Raw genomic sequence first — 15,848 nt, 5'->3', positions numbered from 1 at the left:
ATGAAGAAAATACACGTATTAGCGCTTATTCCAGTTTTTTGTTTAGTTGTTGGCCCCGTATTTGCTAATTCAGTTACTCCTTACATATTAGGGATGCCATTTTTATTATTTTGGATATTATTATCAGTGCTTATTACATCTCTTTGTATGGGGATTGTATACGTATTTGATCCTGCTAATAAGGAGGATGTAAAATGACCGCATTACTTATCATTATTTTATTTTTGTTTCTCGCACTATTTTTAGGAATTCGGGCACAACATGGAAAAGATATGAATTTAGAGCAATGGTCAGTTGGAGGAAGAGGATTTGGCACTATTTTTGTTTTTCTTCTTATGGCAGGTGAAATTTATACGACATTCACATTTTTAGGCGGAAGTGGCTGGGCGTATAGTAAAGGAGCACCTACTTTTTATATTTTAGGTTATGGTGCATTAGCTTATATTTTATCTTATTTTTTATTACCACCAGTTTGGAAGTATGCAAAAGAGCACAATCTAGTTTCACAGCCAGATTTTTTTGTGAAGAAATATAAGAGTCAGGCACTGGGCCTTATCGTTTCTATCATTGGGGTTATTTCGATTATCCCATACCTTGTTTTACAGTTAAAAGGATTAGGAATTATCGTTTCGGAAGCGTCTTACGGAAGGGTATCACCAGTTATCGCAGTGTGGATTGGCGCAATTGTTATAACGATATATGTAATGGTTTCAGGTATACACGGCTCTGCTTGGACGGCCGCTTTGAAGGATATTATGATCCTGTTTATCGTTATGTTTTTAGGTATATATTTACCGTACCATTATTACGGAGGATTTCAGCCGATGTTTGAAGCTGTAGAAGCAGCAAAACCAGGATTTTTATCTTTACCTGATGAAGGAATGAGCATTTCTTGGTTTGTTTCTACTATTGTATTAACAGCTCTCGGTTTCTATATGTGGCCCCATACATTCGCCTCTGCTTTCTCTGCAAAAAATGAAAAAGTATTTCGTAAAAATGCGGCCATTATGCCACTGTATTCTTTAGTTTTACTTTTCGTGTTCTTTGCAGGGTTTGCAGCTATTTTGCAAGTTCCTGGATTAAAGGGAGGGGATGTAGACCTTTCGTTATTCCGTCTGGCTCTTCAAACTTTTGATCCTTGGTTTATTGGGATTATTGGTAGTGCAGGAGTTTTAACGGCATTAGTTCCAGGTTCTATGCTTGTCATGGCTGCTTCTACATTATTAGCGAAAAATATTTACCGAACAATGGTCCCATCTGCTTCGGATCGACAAGTGGCAAAAACAGCGAAATTATTTGTTCCTGTAGTAACACTTGTAGCTGTTTTGTTTACTTTTAAAGGTGGAGAAACGATAGGAGCACTTCTTTTAATGGGATATAGTATAGTGACACAACTTTTCCCGGCACTTGTATGTAGTTTGTTTCCACGTCAGACTATTACGAAGCAAGGAGCAATTGCCGGGATGGGGATTGGGTTATTAGTGGTTGCGTATATTACTTTATCTGGTTCAACTATAGCTACGATGTTTCCGGGTTTCCCTCAATATATAAAAGATTTAAATGTAGGTATAGTCGCGCTGTTAATGAATATGATTGTGATGTTTATCGTTAGCGGATTCACGAAAAATGTATCTATAAAGAAAGACAATATAATAGTAGAAAAGTAATTCGTATGCTAGAGCTATCTTTGAAAAGAGATAGCTCTTTTTTTGTATATATTTTCTTCTATTAGCGGAATCTAACTAAAAACTTGTTGAAAAGGAAGTTAGGTGGGGGATTTGTTAGAGCTAAAAGGTAACTTATTTGAAATTATGAAAGAAATTAGAGATGAGTTAGGTTCGCCTAATGATTTGACAATTAGGGAAGTTGCCCTTGCTGGTAGTTTTACACGTTGTGCTGTTGTCTTTTTATGTGGGTTAACAGATAAGGATAACGTTTATAAATATGTAGTTCGTACGCTTCAATATGAAGAGATACAAAAAGACGAAGCTGTTGTTCAAACATTATTAGATCGCTTTATTTCTATTGCAGAAGTTGGTAAGAAGACAACATTTCCGGATATTATAAATGCGATTTTAGCGGGAGATACAGTTATATTAATTGATAATATTCAAACTGCTATCGTGATTAATAGTAGAGCTTGGGAAAAAAGAAGTTTAGAACCGCCAGTAACAGAAGATTTAATACGTGGACCGAGGATAGGATTAAATGAAGATATTAACGTGAATAAAATGTTAATTCGCCGTAGTTTACGTGACCCAAAGCTGAGATTTCAATCTTATATTATGGGAAAGAGATCCCAAAAAGAAGTGACTTTAGTATATATAGAAGACATTATTAATCCTTACATTGTAAAAGAGCTAGATCGGCGTCTTCAATCCATAGTGACAGATGTCGTTTTTGAGACGGGTACAATTGAGCAATTAATTCAAGATAATAATTTGTCGCCGTTTCCGCAGTTTTTGAATACGGAAAGACCTGATAATATTGTGGCCTCATTAGCGAAAGGAAAGGCAGCTATTTTGGTGGATGGATCCCCGTTTGCGCTTATAGCTCCGCTAGTATTTGTCGATATTTTTCAATCTGTGGAAGATCATTATGAGCGTTGGGTAATAGGAACTTTATTAAGAATTTTGCGGATGGGTTCTGGTATAGTTGCAATTTTAATGCCGGCGATGTATGTAGCGCTCGTCTCATATCACCAAGGACTTATTCCTTCTAAATTGGCTTATTCGATTGCTGGAGCAAGAGAAGGTGTTCCGTTTCCTGCCTATATTGAAACGTTAATGATGGCATTAACGATGGAGTTAATACGAGAAGCAGGAATTAGGTTGCCGAAACCGATGGGACAAACAATTGGGATTGTAGGTGGTCTTGTAATTGGAGAGGCAGCGGTGAATGCAGGAATTGTAAATCCATTTTTAGTTATCATTATTGCGGTTACAGCTATTGCTACATTTTCACTTCCAGTGTATAGCATTACAATTACGTTTCGGATTTTACTTTTCGTCTTTGTATTAGCAGCAACGGCTTTTGGGTTGTATGGAATCATTCTAGCTCTTATTGCGCTTGCTGTTCATATTACAAATTTAACAAGTGTTGGTGTACCGTATACAACTCCAATTGCTCCTGCATTTTATAAAGATTGGAAAGAAGAGTTTATTCGCATGCCAAAATCAATGCTGAAAGAGAGACCTGAATATTTACAAACAAAAGATTCTACAGTACGTCCAAAGGAGCGAGAATAATTGAAACCATTTGAGTATGGCGATGAAGAAATTGGATCTCGGGAAATTGGGTTTGCGGTATCATCGACCATTATTGGTATAGGCGCATTATCTATGCCAAGGGATATTGCAAACCAAACATTATTTTCAGATGGTTGGATTATTTTGCTTTTGGGTGGATTAATATGTGCAGTTTTAGGTTGGTTTGTAACGAGGGTAGCTATTTTATTCCCGAAACAAAACTTTGTTCAATATACAAGTGCGCATTTGACAAAGCCTGTTGCGTACACGATTAGTAGCATTTTAGTATTAACGTTTGCTGCTTTGACAGCATATGAATCGCGAATGATTTCAATTATTTCTCAAACGTATTTATTTAGTGAGACACCGATACAACTGCTGTCTTTTTTCTTCTTACTAGTTGTTATTTACGGAATTGCAGGTTCAAGAGCGGCCTTATTAAGGTTAAATGTTCTATTTTTACCTATTGTTTTAATTGCGATAGTACTTCTTTCTTTATTGAATATAAATTTAATGGAAATAAATAATTTACTACCAGCTTTTCAAACGAAAGTGAGTCAATATGCTGTTGGAGTTAAAAATTCTATTTTTACGTTTATTGGGTTTGAAGTAGCTTTGTTTTATGCTGTTTTGTTAAACGATAAGACGGCGAAAAAAGCACCGATGGCAGTTGCAAAAGCTGTGATGGTAAACGTGTTGTCATACATTTTAATTTATGTAACTTGTATTAGTGTTTTTACGTATATGACAACACGTGGGTTGACATATACGACAATTGAATTAGGGAAAGAAATTGAAATTGGTGGAGGATTTTTAGAAAGGTTCGATGCAATTTTTTTTACGACTTGGATTATTACTATTTATAACACTACAGCAATGTATTATGACGTCGCATCTTTATTATTTTGTGCCATGTTTCCGAAAGTGAAGAAACATATTTTTATTTTCGGAAGCGCGCCTCTGATTTTTATGCTGAATATGCTCCCTGGTAATTTAAATACGTTATCAAGTTACGGAACGTATTTAGCGTGGATAGATATGGGATTTGTCGTATTAGCTCCTTTGCTAGTTTTTATTGTATATAAAATAAAAAGAAGGAATGGTAGAAATGAAACACCTTCTTAAAATTATAATGCTTATGGTTTTAGTTGGATCTATAAGTGGGTGCTCTGAACTAGAAGAAATAGAAGAAAGAGGATTTGTAGTAGGCGCAGCTTACGATATTGTGAAGAAAAAGAAATCAAATCCGATTATGAAAGGGACGTATCAGATGGTACTTCCCAGTAAGTTAGCACAACAAAGTGGACAGGGCGATGGAGATAGTGAAAATTATATTAACGTAAGTGCGAAAGCAGATAGCGTCTTTGAGCAAATAAGAATAATTGCTAAAAAAATTAGTCGAACATTATTTTTTCCGCATATACAAGTCATTATTTTTTCGGATGAATTACTAGCAAATCCGTATGTTTTGCAAAATACGTTAGATGTATATTTTCGTGACCATGAAATGAGAAGAAATATTCGTTTGTTCGTTTCCAAGAAAAATGCAGAATCTATTTTAAAACAGAGTGCAAAACCTGAAAACTTACCGGCGCAGTACATTGATATGTTAGCTGAACATCCTCCGAAAAACGCTCAAATGATTGAGGCGGCGAGAATTGGTGAAGTACAAGGGAAAATGATTGCAGATCGAAGTTTTGCATTACCTCTCTTAGGGTTAACTAAACAAGGCGTACAAATGGAAGGAGCGGCATTGATCCGTGGAAAGGATAATAAGTGCGTTGGAACTTTGAGTGGAGAACAAACATTAGGAATGAACTATGTAATAGGTAAAAAAATTGGAGGTTTCTTTACTGTTCGTAAAAAGAATCAGCTCATTACATATGAAATTCATAAGTTGCGCCGAAAGATCCAAGTGTCTACTGAAAATGCTACAAAACCGAAGTTTGATATTCATTTGTCCACAGAAGGCATATTAGCTGAGTTACATTTTAATGAACCGAAACAAGTGATGAATGAAAAGCTTTTAAAGAAAGAAATTTCAAAGGAAATGAAGAAGCGTATTGAAAAGTCTATACAGCTTGTTCAAAAAAAATATAAGGTAGATGTATTGGAATTAGGAGAGGTATATAAGAGGCATAATTATAAAGAGTGGAAGAAAGTTAGTAAGAATTGGGATCAAGGCCAGAATTATTTTAGTAATGCTGAAATTAATGTTCACGTTGATCCAACAATTGAACATTCAGGTTCAGCGTTACCAAAGAAAGTGAAGTAAGGTGATGGAAGGTGTTTACTGGATTAGGGATTAGTTGCACAATATTAATGGCAGTTCTTCCGGGAGCTATATACTACATTCATAAAAAAATTACAACGTATGGAGCGCAGCCTTGGAATAATGAGGTGCAAAAAAAGAAACCTGAATAATTTCAGGTTTCTTTCGCACAAAGCATATGTGAAGGGGGATACCTTCTATGTATGCTTTGTTTTTATACAAGCCCTAACCAATGTACCAATTGTGTAGAGAGGAATGTCACAACAATAGCGATAACGGTAGGGATTGCAAACGATAAGAATGTCCATTTTGCACTTTTTGTTTCTTTATATATGTTAACCAGTGTCGTTCCGCATGGGAAATGAAGAAGTGAGAACAACATTGTGTTTAACGCCGTTAACCAAGTCCAACCATTTTCTAAGAATAGATTTTTAATTTGATTAAAATCATCTATTTCAGTTAAAGCTCCGGTTGATAAGTAAGACATTAATAAAATCGGGATAACAATTTCGTTCGCTGGTAGTCCAAGAATGAACGCAGCTAGAATAAATCCGTCAAGTCCTAACATTTTAGCGAATGGATCTAGGAAGTTTACAAAATACATAAGTAGGCTTGTGTCACCGATGAAAATATTAGCAAGTAACCAAGTTAATGCAGCCGCAGGAGCAGCTACAACAACAGCTCGTTTTAAAACATAGACGGATTTATCGAGTGTTGCACGCACAATTGTATTCCAAACCTTTGGCTTACGGTATGGCGGTAACTCAAGTGTGTAGTGAGTTGGAACGCCTTTTAAAGCTGTTTTGGATAGTACCCAAGAAACGGTTAATGTCATAACGATACCAATTACAACCATTCCAACTACAACCCCAGCAGTAACCAATGTTTGCATACTACCTGTATAACCGGCAGCCATAAATAATGAAGCCATTAAAATTAACATAGGCCAGCGACCGTTACAAGGAACGAAGTTGTTTGTTAAGATTGCAAGCATACGTTCACGTGGTGATTCAATAATACGTGTTGACATAATGGCTGCTGCATTACAACCAAAGCCCATTGCCATTGTTAAAGATTGTTTACCGTGTGCACCAGAGCGTTTGAATAAGCGGTCCATATTAAACGCAACGCGTGGTAAGTATCCGTAGTTTTCTAATAGTGCAAACATAGGGAAAAAGATGGCCATAGGTGGTAACATAACGCTAATAACAGCACCGATACCACGGAATAAACCAAGTATTAAAATGCCATGTAACCATTCAGGTGCGTGTGCTGCTTGGAACCAAGATGTTAAATATCCTTCGGCCCATCCGAAAAACTCAGCAATCATATCAGATGGTACGTTAGCCCCTGCAATTGTAAGATAAAAAATGATAGATAAAATACCGAGCATAATTGGGAATCCCCATATTGGAGATGTGAAAATTTTATCTAGTTTTTCAGAACGATACAATTTATCCGTATTTGTATATTGAACAGATTCTTTACAGATGCTTGCAGATGTACGGTAAATATCTCCGACAATATCATCTCGTATATCTTCTTTTGATAGTGCTTGTGCATGTTGAATAATATAGTCTAATGGAAGAGCTTTACTGGCTGAGTGAGATTCCATTGATTACGACCTCCCTTACAAGTGGTTCGTTATGATGTTTTTCAAGTGCAGTTAAGAAATTTTTATCTCCATCTAATATACGTAATGCAATCCAACGTGCTGGATACGTATCACCGAATACTTTATAAATTTGTGGTTCTAATTCTCGAATCATATTTTCGATTTTTTCACTATAAGTAACTTTAATTGGTGCTGGAATTAGCTTTTTATTTGCTACTTTAGCAATGACATTTAGTAAATGACCGATGCCTACTCGGTTACGAGCGGAAATCTTAACTACAGGTACACCAAGTGATTTTGCTAATTTTTTTTCATCGATAACGATGCCTTTTTTCTCAGCTTCATCAATTAAGTTAATACAAATGACTACGTTACTCGTCATTTCCATCACTTGAAGTGCTAAATTTAAATTTCTTTCCATTGCTGTTGCATCTACAACAACTACAGTTACTTCTGGTTTTTCAAATATAATATAATCCCTTGCTACTTCTTCATCCGCAGAATTTGAATATAGTGAGTAAGTCCCAGGTAAATCTATTAATGTATATTTACTACCGTTATGTTCATATTCTCCTTCAGCTTTTAAAACAGTTTTTCCCGTCCAGTTTCCAGTATGTTGTTTTAAACCTGTTAAAGTATTAAATAATGTACTTTTCCCGGTATTTGGGTTGCCAGCTAAAGCAATGCGATGTTTGCTCATCTGAAATCATCTCCTATTAATACCCCGAAAATAAGGGAACTTTCTTCCTTGCGTAGTGCGATAGTTGTGTTGCTTACTTGATAAGCGACCGGATCTCCAAGTGGGCTGCGTTGTAATACTTTAATTGTTGCGCCTGGGATAAATCCTAAATCTAATAAGCGTCGTTTCATAGTTCCTTCTAATTGTATCTTCTCAATTTGTACAAACTCTCCAGTCTTAAATTCGGAAAGTGGTTTTATATTAGCCGATACCATAAAAGTTACCTCATCTCTATATTGTTAGTTTAAGTTTAAAAAGTTTCCTTAGGTAAACTTTTTGTTAGTAATATAGTAGACTACATTGGATGATGCTGTCAATTGGTACTTTAAAAATATTCATTTATTTTTAGAATTGTTCCAATTTATTTAGTTGTACTAAAAAATATTACTGAAATTCTGTGTAATGTACATAAATTAGGCGCGTAAAAGTAACAAAATACAACGGAATTGTAAATGTAACTTTAACTAAAAGGAAAAAAGAGTGAAAAATATTTACATTGAATTTACATTGTTAAGAATAAATTTACATTGCAGCCTAATTAGTGTGGATTTTGTTGGGTTCTTCAACTATAAATGTTGGGATTCCTAGTTTTTAAGGGGTATTATCGTCATTTACTTAAAATTAAAAATTGCTTAACACTCACATAATATTATTGTCCTACAATGAATTTGTGTTCGAAAGAAGTAGATAAATGTGAAAAGTGATAATCCAAATGGGGGTACAAGACATGGTCATGAAAAAGGGTATTAAATTTTCTTTAGCAGCTTTAGTGGTAGCGGGTTCATTAGTGGGATGTGGAAAAGCAGAAGAGACATCAGGCAAAGATGCTAAAGGAAGCGATAATGCAAAACAAGAATTGTCAGGTACGATAGCAGCTGCAGGCTCTACAGCACTTCAACCTCTTGCAGAGGAAGCTGGAAAGAAATTTATGGAGAAAAATTCAAACGTTTCTATTCAAGTGCAAGGTGGCGGTAGTGGAACTGGAATTAACCAAGTAGCTTCTGGTGCGGTCCAAATTGGTAACTCAGATGTTCCATCTGCAGATAAAATAAAAGATGCTGATAAGGCGAAAGAATTAGTAGATAACAAGGTAGCGGGTATTGCATTCGCACTTGTCGTAAATAAAGATGTAAAAGTTGATAATTTAACAGTACAACAAGTACAAGATATCTTCACTGGAAAAGTAACAAACTGGAAAGAGGTAGGCGGGAAAGATGAAAAAATCAACGTAATTAACCGTCCAGCTTCTTCTGGTACACGTGCTACATTTGAAAAAACAATTATGAAAGATGCGAAAATTAATGACGGAACTGGTACTACACAAGATTCTAACGGTGCAGTAGAGCAAGCGATTAATTCTACTCCAGGTTCAGTAAGTTATTTAGCAATGTCTTACATGGTTGGCGAGAAAAAAGGTGCGCTACAAACAGTGAAAATTGATGGTGCTGAACCAAAAGTTGAAAACATTGCGTCTGGTAAATATCCATTCTGGTCTTACGAGTACATGGTAACGAAAGGTGAAGCGAAAGAAGCAACAAAAGCTTACATTGACTATGTAAAAGGTAAAGATTTTGAAAAGCAAGTAGAAGATATGGGTTATATTCCAATGTCTAAATTAAATAAGTAATAAAATTTATGGGGCTGGCTGCAAGGCCAGTCCTGTTCATTTCAATTTATGAAGTGGGGTCTGTCCTGTGATGAAGGGGAAAAAACAAATTAATTACGTGAAAAGTGAATATATAGGAAGATCACTTGTTACGTTTTGTGGTATTTTTATTGTTTTAGTTACATTAGCTATTATTGCGTTTATTTGCGGTAAAGGAATTCAATCTTTTACGCAAAGTGGTATCTCGTTTACTGAGATGTTAACATCGACAAAATGGAGTCCAAATGCTGATGAGGGAACTTTTGGGGCTGTAATTTTTATTGTAGGTTCAACGGTGGTTTCGTTAGGTGCGGTTATTATTAGTGCACCAATTGCTATAGCTCTTGCTATATTCATGAATTTAATTTCGCCGAAGTTTGGAAATAAAGTATTGAAGCCTGTTTTAGAATTATTAGTTGGTATTCCTTCGGTTGTATACGGATTATTAGGGGTTACAATTTTAGTACCGCTATTACGTGATTCGTTTGGAGGAGTGGGCTTTAGTTTAATTGCAGGTATTGTTGTATTAAGTATAATGATTTTGCCTACTATTGCTAGTATCGCTTCTGATGCAATACGCTCTGTTCCATTTGATTATTTAGAAGCTTCTTATGGTTTAGGATCAACGAAATGGCAAGCGATTAGCCGAGTGATTGTTCCTGCTGCGAAAAAGGGGATTTTAACAGGTATTGTTTTAGGTTTAGCGCGTGCTTTTGGTGAAGCATTAGCGGTTCAAATGGTAATTGGGAATACGGTTAAATTACCAGAAGGAATATATAGCCCGACAGCAACGTTAACTGGTATTTTGACAATGGACATGACAAATACATTAAACGGAACTGCTTGGAACAATGCGCTATGGACTTTAGCAATGATTTTACTTGTTATTTCATTCCTGTTTATTTTAGTAATTCGAGCAATTGGGCAAAGAGGTGAGCGATAATAATGAATGCAAGAACGGTAAATAAAGTTTGGACAGGTATCTTTTATGCGGTTGCGGCTTTAGTTGTAGCTTTACTAGTGTTCTTAGTGTTTGAGATTTTACAAAAGGGATGGGGTTTTTGGGAGCCTAATTTCTTGTTTGGAGAACCAAGCAATACAAGAGCTGGTGGTGGGATTGGTCCGCAGTTATTCAATTCATTCTATATGCTTGTTATAACGCTTATTATATCTATTCCACTTGGATTAGGCGCTGGAATATATTTAGCAGAGTATGCAAAACAAGGACGTTTTTTAAACTTTGTTCGTTTATGTATCGAGACAATGGCATCTTTACCTTCTATTGTTGTTGGTTTATTCGGTTTGTTAGTGTTCGTTACAATGACAGGATGGGGATACACAGTAATGGGTGGTGCCCTTGCTTTAACAATTTTAAACTTGCCAGGTTTAACTCGTGTTTGTGAAAATGCGATTTCAGAGGTTCCTTCTAATGTGAAAGAGGCGAGTCTTGGATTAGGTGCAACAAAGTGGCAAACGATCACTCGTATTATTATCCCGTCGTCATTACCGCAAATTATTACAGGTGTTATTTTAGCGGCAGGTCGTATATTTGGTGAAGCAGCGGCATTAATTTATACAGCGGGTTTAACATCTCCAATTTTAAATTCAGCAGCGGACTTCTCAAGTCCTGCTCATCCTTTAAATCCATTTAGACCAGCTGAAACGTTAGCGGTTCACATTTGGAAGTTAAATTCTGAAGGGATTATCCCAGATGCGAAGTTAATTGCGACAAAATCTGCAGCTGTATTAATTATTATGGTATTACTATTCAATGTTATTTCACGATTAGTAGCATCTATATTGCACAAACGTTTTACAGGAGCGAAAAGAAAAAGTAAAACGACGAAGAAGGTAAAAGCAGCATAAATGATAAAGAGGAACTCTCTATTTATAAGTAGGGAGTTCCTTTTGCGTTTTAGTATAGAAGGAATGGAAGTAACGGGAATTGAATTATATAGATGAACAGGTGCAAATGAAGGGGTGGAGGAATTGTTTTTTCTGCAAATGTCAGGATTTCCTGGATCGGGAAAATCGACAGTTTCTAAGTATATAGCGAAGTTAACAGGTGCTGTAATTGTAGATCATGACGTTTTGAAATCGGCATTGTTACAATCATTAGAAATGAAAGGGATTGAATCGACGGTTGTTGGAGGAGTATCATACGATGTTGAATGGGCATTGATTGATTCGTATTTAGAACAAGGACATAGTGTGATATTGGATAGTCCATGTCTATATGAAGGGATGGTTGAAAAGGGAATTAAGCTGTCTAATAAACATGGTGTGAAATATAAATATATTGAGTGTTATCTGAATGATATGGAAGAGATTAATATGAGACTACAAACACGTAAGCGTATGGTCAGTCAGGTTGGACGAGTGGATTCCGAAGTAGCTTTTAAAAAGTGGTTAGATGGTAGTAAAAGACCTTTACATAGTGAATATCTTATTGTGGATTCTAGTGAACCGCTAGAGCGGTATGTGGAAAAAATGATGGATTATATGAGTAGGTAGAGAAAAAGCGTTATCTTCATTCGTGAAGATAACGCTTTTTCGTTTAAATATCAGGTGTTTCTGTAGAAGTATTTATTTTTCTACGAGAGCGTCTTTTTCTTCCGATTTTATCTAATAGTTCATACATTACAGGAACGACTACTAATGTAAGGACAGTTGAGACTGCTAAACCGCCGATGACAACGACTGCCAAACTTTTCGATACCATACTTCCTGCTTGTGATTGACCAAATAGGAGTGGTAGCATAGCGACGATTGTTGTAATAGCTGTCATAATAATTGGGCGTAATCTAGTGGAACCTGCTTCAAGTAAGGCCTCTCTCGTTTCCATACCGTGTTCTCGGTTTTGTTGTACTCTTTCTATTAATACGATAGCGTTTGTAACGACAATCCCGATTAACATTAATGCGCCGATCAAGGAATTTACATCAACTGGTGTTCCTGAAATGATTAATCCTAAAATACCGCCGACAGCAGCTAATGGCAAGGAGAACAAGATTGCAAAAGGAGCACGTGCCTGCCCAAAGGTAATAACCATAATTAAATATACAATCCCGATTGCAATCCCCATAATCTTGAATAAATCTGTGAAGTTCTCTTGCATAGATTCAGTGGCGCCTGCGATATTTACTTTGGCTCCGTTAGGTAAATCTAAGTCGGCTATCGCTTTGTTCACTTCTGTGCTTACCTTACTTAAATCTTCATTTGAAGCTTCTGCGGTAATTTGGATCGTTTCTTTTCCATCTTTATGGAAAACTTCTGTTTGAAGTTGCTTTTCTGAAATAGTTGCAATGTCTTTTAAAGGAATTGGTCCATTAATAGGTGATAGTATGTTTGTGTTTAAAATGTCTTCTTGTTTAGTAATACTTTCTTTTTTATGTTCTATCATAATAGTAGTTTTTTCGTTATTGATTGAAACTTCACCAATAGGTGATTTCTTCATAAGGAATGCCACTTGTTGAGCTGCTAATTCTGGTGTTAATCCTAGTTGTTCGGCCTTTGTTTGATCAACATGGATTTGCCATTCTTTCTTAGAGTCTTCTAAATTCGTTTTTACTTTAGAAAGATCATCCATATCTTTTAGTTTTGTTTCGACGATAGTAGCAGCCTCTTTTAAATTCGTTTCGTTAGTGGCTGTTACGTTGAATTGCAAATTATTGCCGCTGCCAGAGCTTGAATAACTCATTTTTATATAATCAAGTTCCGCGGGTTCAAAAGTTTTATGTTCTTTCTTTAACTCTTTAATATACTGATCAATATCAGAACCTTTTTTAAAGACTACCAATATACTTGCGAGATTATTTTTCGTCGTTTGCCCCCATTGTGCATCTTCTGCGCTAGATCCCATTCGTAAAATAACATCCGTTACATCTGAATTAGAAAGTAGTTTCTTTTCGAAATCAAAAGCTTTTTGTTTTTGGGTTTCAGGAGCGTAATCAGCCGGAAAAGTCATATTAATAGATAACATTGTGTCGTCTTCAGATTTTATATTCGCTTTCGGTAGTAATACATAGGCAGCAATCGATCCTGCGAATAATAAAAAAGAAGTAAGTAGAATAATGAATTTATGCGAAAGAGCCCACTTTAATGTAGCTACATATCGTGGTGAAGAACTTGGCTTTTTGTGTTTTGTTTTTTTGAGTAGTAAAAAAGCCATAAGTGGAACAACTGTTAGTGCAACGATTAAGGATGATAGTATAGAATATACGACTGCTAATACCATAGGTAACATTAATTTTCCGATTACTCCTGATACGAGGCCAATAGGTAAAAAAACAGCGACCGTTGTTAAAGTAGAAGAAGTAATTGCGACGGCGACCTCTTTCGTTGCATCGAGAATAATATCTTTAGAGAAAGATTCTTTTTGTAAACGTCGGAAAATATTCTCAATGACAACGATGCTATCATCGACGAGACGTCCAACTGCAACGGCTAAACCACCAAGTGTTAGAGTGTTAAGTGTGATGTTAGATTGGTGTAGTAAAAAGAGTGTTAATAAAATAGATAATGGAATACTGACAACAGCAATGAGTGTCGTTCGGAAGTTACGTAAAAAGATTAAGATAATTAGAGTTGCCGCAAGTGCTCCAAGGATTACTTCTTTTCCCATACTAGTAACAGCATTTTCAACTTGCTCATGAGTTGATGCTAAAAGTTTAATAGAAAACTGATCTTTATATTGTTTACTTATATCTTTAATTTTTTTATCAATTTCTTTTCCGGTTGCAACTGCATTTTTACTTGGCTCTTTCATGATGATTAATCCAGTGCCTTCTTCGCCGTTTATATGTGAGATTGTATCGTAGTGTTGTTTAAGTTCAATTCGAGAAACATCTTGTAATTTAACTTGAGGTGCAACAGTGATGTTTTTAATGTCATCTACATTTTTTATATCCCCGATGACACGAAGGTTATATTCTTCTTTATTAACGGTAACAGCTCCAGCTGGAGTGGAAGTTTCTTTTCCTTGTAAAACTTTTAATATTTGTTCCGTTGTTACGTTTTTATCTTTTAATTGGTTTGGGTCTAGTATAATAGATAATTCGGAAGTTGATTTTCCAAAAAACATAACGTTGGCAACGCCATCAATGCTTTCGAGTTGTGGTACGATTTCCTTTTCGATTTGTTTTTCATCTGCTTTTGAAAATCCGTTTTGTTTTTGGATTGCAATTTGAGCGAGTGGAATCATAGAAGTATTTAATTGGCTAACTATCGGTTTCGTTGCATCTTTAGGTAATTTAATTGTATTAATGGCCTTTTCAACTTCACGTGTGGCATCTTTCATATTTGCTTTGGATGTATACGCGATATCGATGCGTGATAATCCTTCGTGAGTAGAAGAGGTGATGTTGTCAATGTGTTCTAAGTTGCGAAATTGTTTTTCAAGGGGGTCGGTTACTTCTTTTGTCATTGCTTCGGCGTCGAGTCCTGGAGATAAGGTTGTGACGGTGACTGCGGGATTATCGATGCTAGGTAAAAATTCCATAGGTAATTTAGAGCCGGAATAAACACCGAGTATGGAAATGAGAAAAACCATGATGATAACAGCGGCGCGGTTTTTTAATGAAAACTTTGTTAACTTATCCATAAAGTAATTCCTCCATTGGGTTATTTATAGTTGAGTACGTCCTTTCTTACTATATAACAAAAAATGGATATTTTTCATTAATTAAATGTAAAAAAATTCTAACAATAATCTTAAGTTGATGTTTCGTTGGAATTTCGTTATCTATCCCGCCGTTGGTCGGACGATAAAATTCTCACCTCGAATTCGGTTGGGGTAGAGCTATCTGCCAACAACCGGTTCTTTCAATTAGTAATGATTTGTGTGGAGGGACAAAAAATCAACATGTGCGCATTATTAGGAAGTGGCGAAGCTATTTTCTTTTTAAATGTGGACTTTAATGTAGAAGAGAATGAAAAGGTGATAGGGATTATGAAAGGCAGTTTGGTTAATTAGAGTGTATTGGTATACAATCAAAATACTTATTTTCAGTAGAGAGAATAAAAGGTTTTACTATAGAAGAAAGTAGGATAGATATTTTTTTATAAAAAACACTTGTTATTTAAAAACCATGATGGTATATTAATAAACGTCGCTGATGCGGAAACGTAGAAAACGACAAAAAAGAAATTTTAAAACCTAGTTGACATCGAAAAATGAAGATGTTAATATGATGAAGTCGCTTCTGAAGCGATGGACAAGTTCTTTGAAAACTGAACGAAACAAACAACGTGAAACGTCAATTTTTATTTTAGATGCTAGACAAACTAACTTTATTGGAGAGTTTGATCCTGGCTCAGGATGAACGCTG

14 protein-coding genes are annotated in these 15,848 nt (G+C 35.7%); 10 read left to right on the top strand and 4 right to left on the bottom strand.

The genetic code is table 11. From position 1 onward, the window contains the following. The 6 genes from ACTFSI_RS21850 (at position 1) to ACTFSI_RS21825 (ending at position 5,672) form a co-directional block, all read left to right on the top strand. On the top strand, positions 1–198 hold the full coding sequence (locus tag ACTFSI_RS21850) for a DUF3311 domain-containing protein (protein WP_000719856.1): 198 nt from the start codon (positions 1–3) through the stop codon (positions 196–198). After that, entirely contained in the window at positions 195–1,667 is a 1,473-nt protein-coding gene (locus tag ACTFSI_RS21845) for a sodium:solute symporter family protein (protein WP_000125916.1), read from the top strand. The genes ACTFSI_RS21850 and ACTFSI_RS21845 overlap by 4 nt, the downstream gene beginning before the upstream one ends. A gap of 102 nt (positions 1,668–1,769) precedes the next feature. After that, on the top strand, positions 1,770–3,248 hold the full coding sequence (gene gerLA, locus ACTFSI_RS21840; RefSeq protein WP_130983617.1) for a spore germination protein GerLA: 1,479 nt from the start codon (positions 1,770–1,772) through the stop codon (positions 3,246–3,248). Then, positions 3,249–4,373 carry a spore germination protein GerLB gene (gerLB, locus tag ACTFSI_RS21835; protein WP_440045641.1) on the top strand — a complete coding sequence of 375 codons (1,125 nt, stop codon included), beginning with the start codon at positions 3,249–3,251 and terminating at the stop codon, positions 4,371–4,373. It abuts the gene before it with no gap. Continuing rightward, positions 4,357–5,523, top strand: a complete 1,167-nt coding sequence (gene gerLC, locus ACTFSI_RS21830; RefSeq protein ID WP_000681625.1) for a spore germination protein GerLC — start codon at positions 4,357–4,359, stop codon at positions 5,521–5,523. The genes gerLB and gerLC overlap by 17 nt, the downstream gene beginning before the upstream one ends. Positions 5,524–5,534: 11 nt before the next feature. Then, entirely contained in the window at positions 5,535–5,672 is a 138-nt protein-coding gene (locus ACTFSI_RS21825; protein ID WP_000493993.1) for a hypothetical protein, read from the top strand. A gap of 62 nt (positions 5,673–5,734) precedes the next feature. Here ACTFSI_RS21825 and ACTFSI_RS21820 read toward each other — a convergent pair whose 3' ends face one another. From ACTFSI_RS21820 to ACTFSI_RS21810, 3 genes are read right to left on the bottom strand one after another with little or no spacing between them, the layout of a single operon-like run. Further along, the gene (locus ACTFSI_RS21820) at positions 5,735–7,135 is read right to left on the bottom strand and encodes a nucleoside recognition domain-containing protein (protein ID WP_000443586.1); all 1,401 of its coding nucleotides are present in this window, start codon (positions 7,133–7,135) and stop codon (positions 5,735–5,737) included. Further along, positions 7,113–7,835 (bottom strand): FeoB small GTPase domain-containing protein, encoded by a 723-nt coding sequence (locus ACTFSI_RS21815; RefSeq protein WP_000033860.1) that lies wholly within the window; start codon positions 7,833–7,835, stop codon positions 7,113–7,115. The genes ACTFSI_RS21820 and ACTFSI_RS21815 overlap by 23 nt, the downstream gene beginning before the upstream one ends. Next, positions 7,832–8,089 (bottom strand): FeoA family protein, encoded by a 258-nt coding sequence (locus tag ACTFSI_RS21810; RefSeq protein WP_000252984.1) that lies wholly within the window; start codon positions 8,087–8,089, stop codon positions 7,832–7,834. The genes ACTFSI_RS21815 and ACTFSI_RS21810 overlap by 4 nt, the downstream gene beginning before the upstream one ends. Positions 8,090–8,601: 512 nt before the next feature. On the opposite strand from ACTFSI_RS21810, the gene ACTFSI_RS21805 reads away from it, so the two are divergent. The 4 genes from ACTFSI_RS21805 to ACTFSI_RS21790 all read left to right on the top strand — a co-directional run bounded on the left by ACTFSI_RS21805 (position 8,602) and on the right by ACTFSI_RS21790 (position 12,033). After that, positions 8,602–9,501, top strand: a complete 900-nt coding sequence (locus tag ACTFSI_RS21805) for a phosphate ABC transporter substrate-binding protein PstS (protein WP_000245119.1) — start codon at positions 8,602–8,604, stop codon at positions 9,499–9,501. A gap of 70 nt (positions 9,502–9,571) precedes the next feature. After that, the gene (gene pstC, locus ACTFSI_RS21800; protein WP_000676680.1) at positions 9,572–10,462 is read left to right on the top strand and encodes a phosphate ABC transporter permease subunit PstC; all 891 of its coding nucleotides are present in this window, start codon (positions 9,572–9,574) and stop codon (positions 10,460–10,462) included. A gap of 2 nt (positions 10,463–10,464) precedes the next feature. Beyond that, the gene (pstA, locus tag ACTFSI_RS21795; protein WP_440045640.1) at positions 10,465–11,385 is read left to right on the top strand and encodes a phosphate ABC transporter permease PstA; all 921 of its coding nucleotides are present in this window, start codon (positions 10,465–10,467) and stop codon (positions 11,383–11,385) included. A 123-nt stretch (positions 11,386–11,508) separates the two neighbouring features. Further along, positions 11,509–12,033 carry an AAA family ATPase gene (locus ACTFSI_RS21790; RefSeq protein ID WP_044791303.1) on the top strand — a complete coding sequence of 175 codons (525 nt, stop codon included), beginning with the start codon at positions 11,509–11,511 and terminating at the stop codon, positions 12,031–12,033. Positions 12,034–12,076: 43 nt separating this feature from the next. Here ACTFSI_RS21790 and ACTFSI_RS21785 read toward each other — a convergent pair whose 3' ends face one another. Next, on the bottom strand, positions 12,077–15,121 hold the full coding sequence (locus ACTFSI_RS21785) for an efflux RND transporter permease subunit (RefSeq protein WP_138322466.1): 3,045 nt from the start codon (positions 15,119–15,121) through the stop codon (positions 12,077–12,079). Positions 15,122–15,848: the final 727 nt, after the last annotated feature.

Origin of the sequence: Bacillus cereus group sp. MYBK101-2, from assembly GCF_051918845.1 — a bacterium.
In the GTDB taxonomy this organism is placed as follows: Bacteria; Bacillota; Bacilli; order Bacillales; family Bacillaceae_G; genus Bacillus_A; species Bacillus_A paranthracis.
This window is presented reverse-complemented; position numbering and strand designations above follow the sequence as displayed.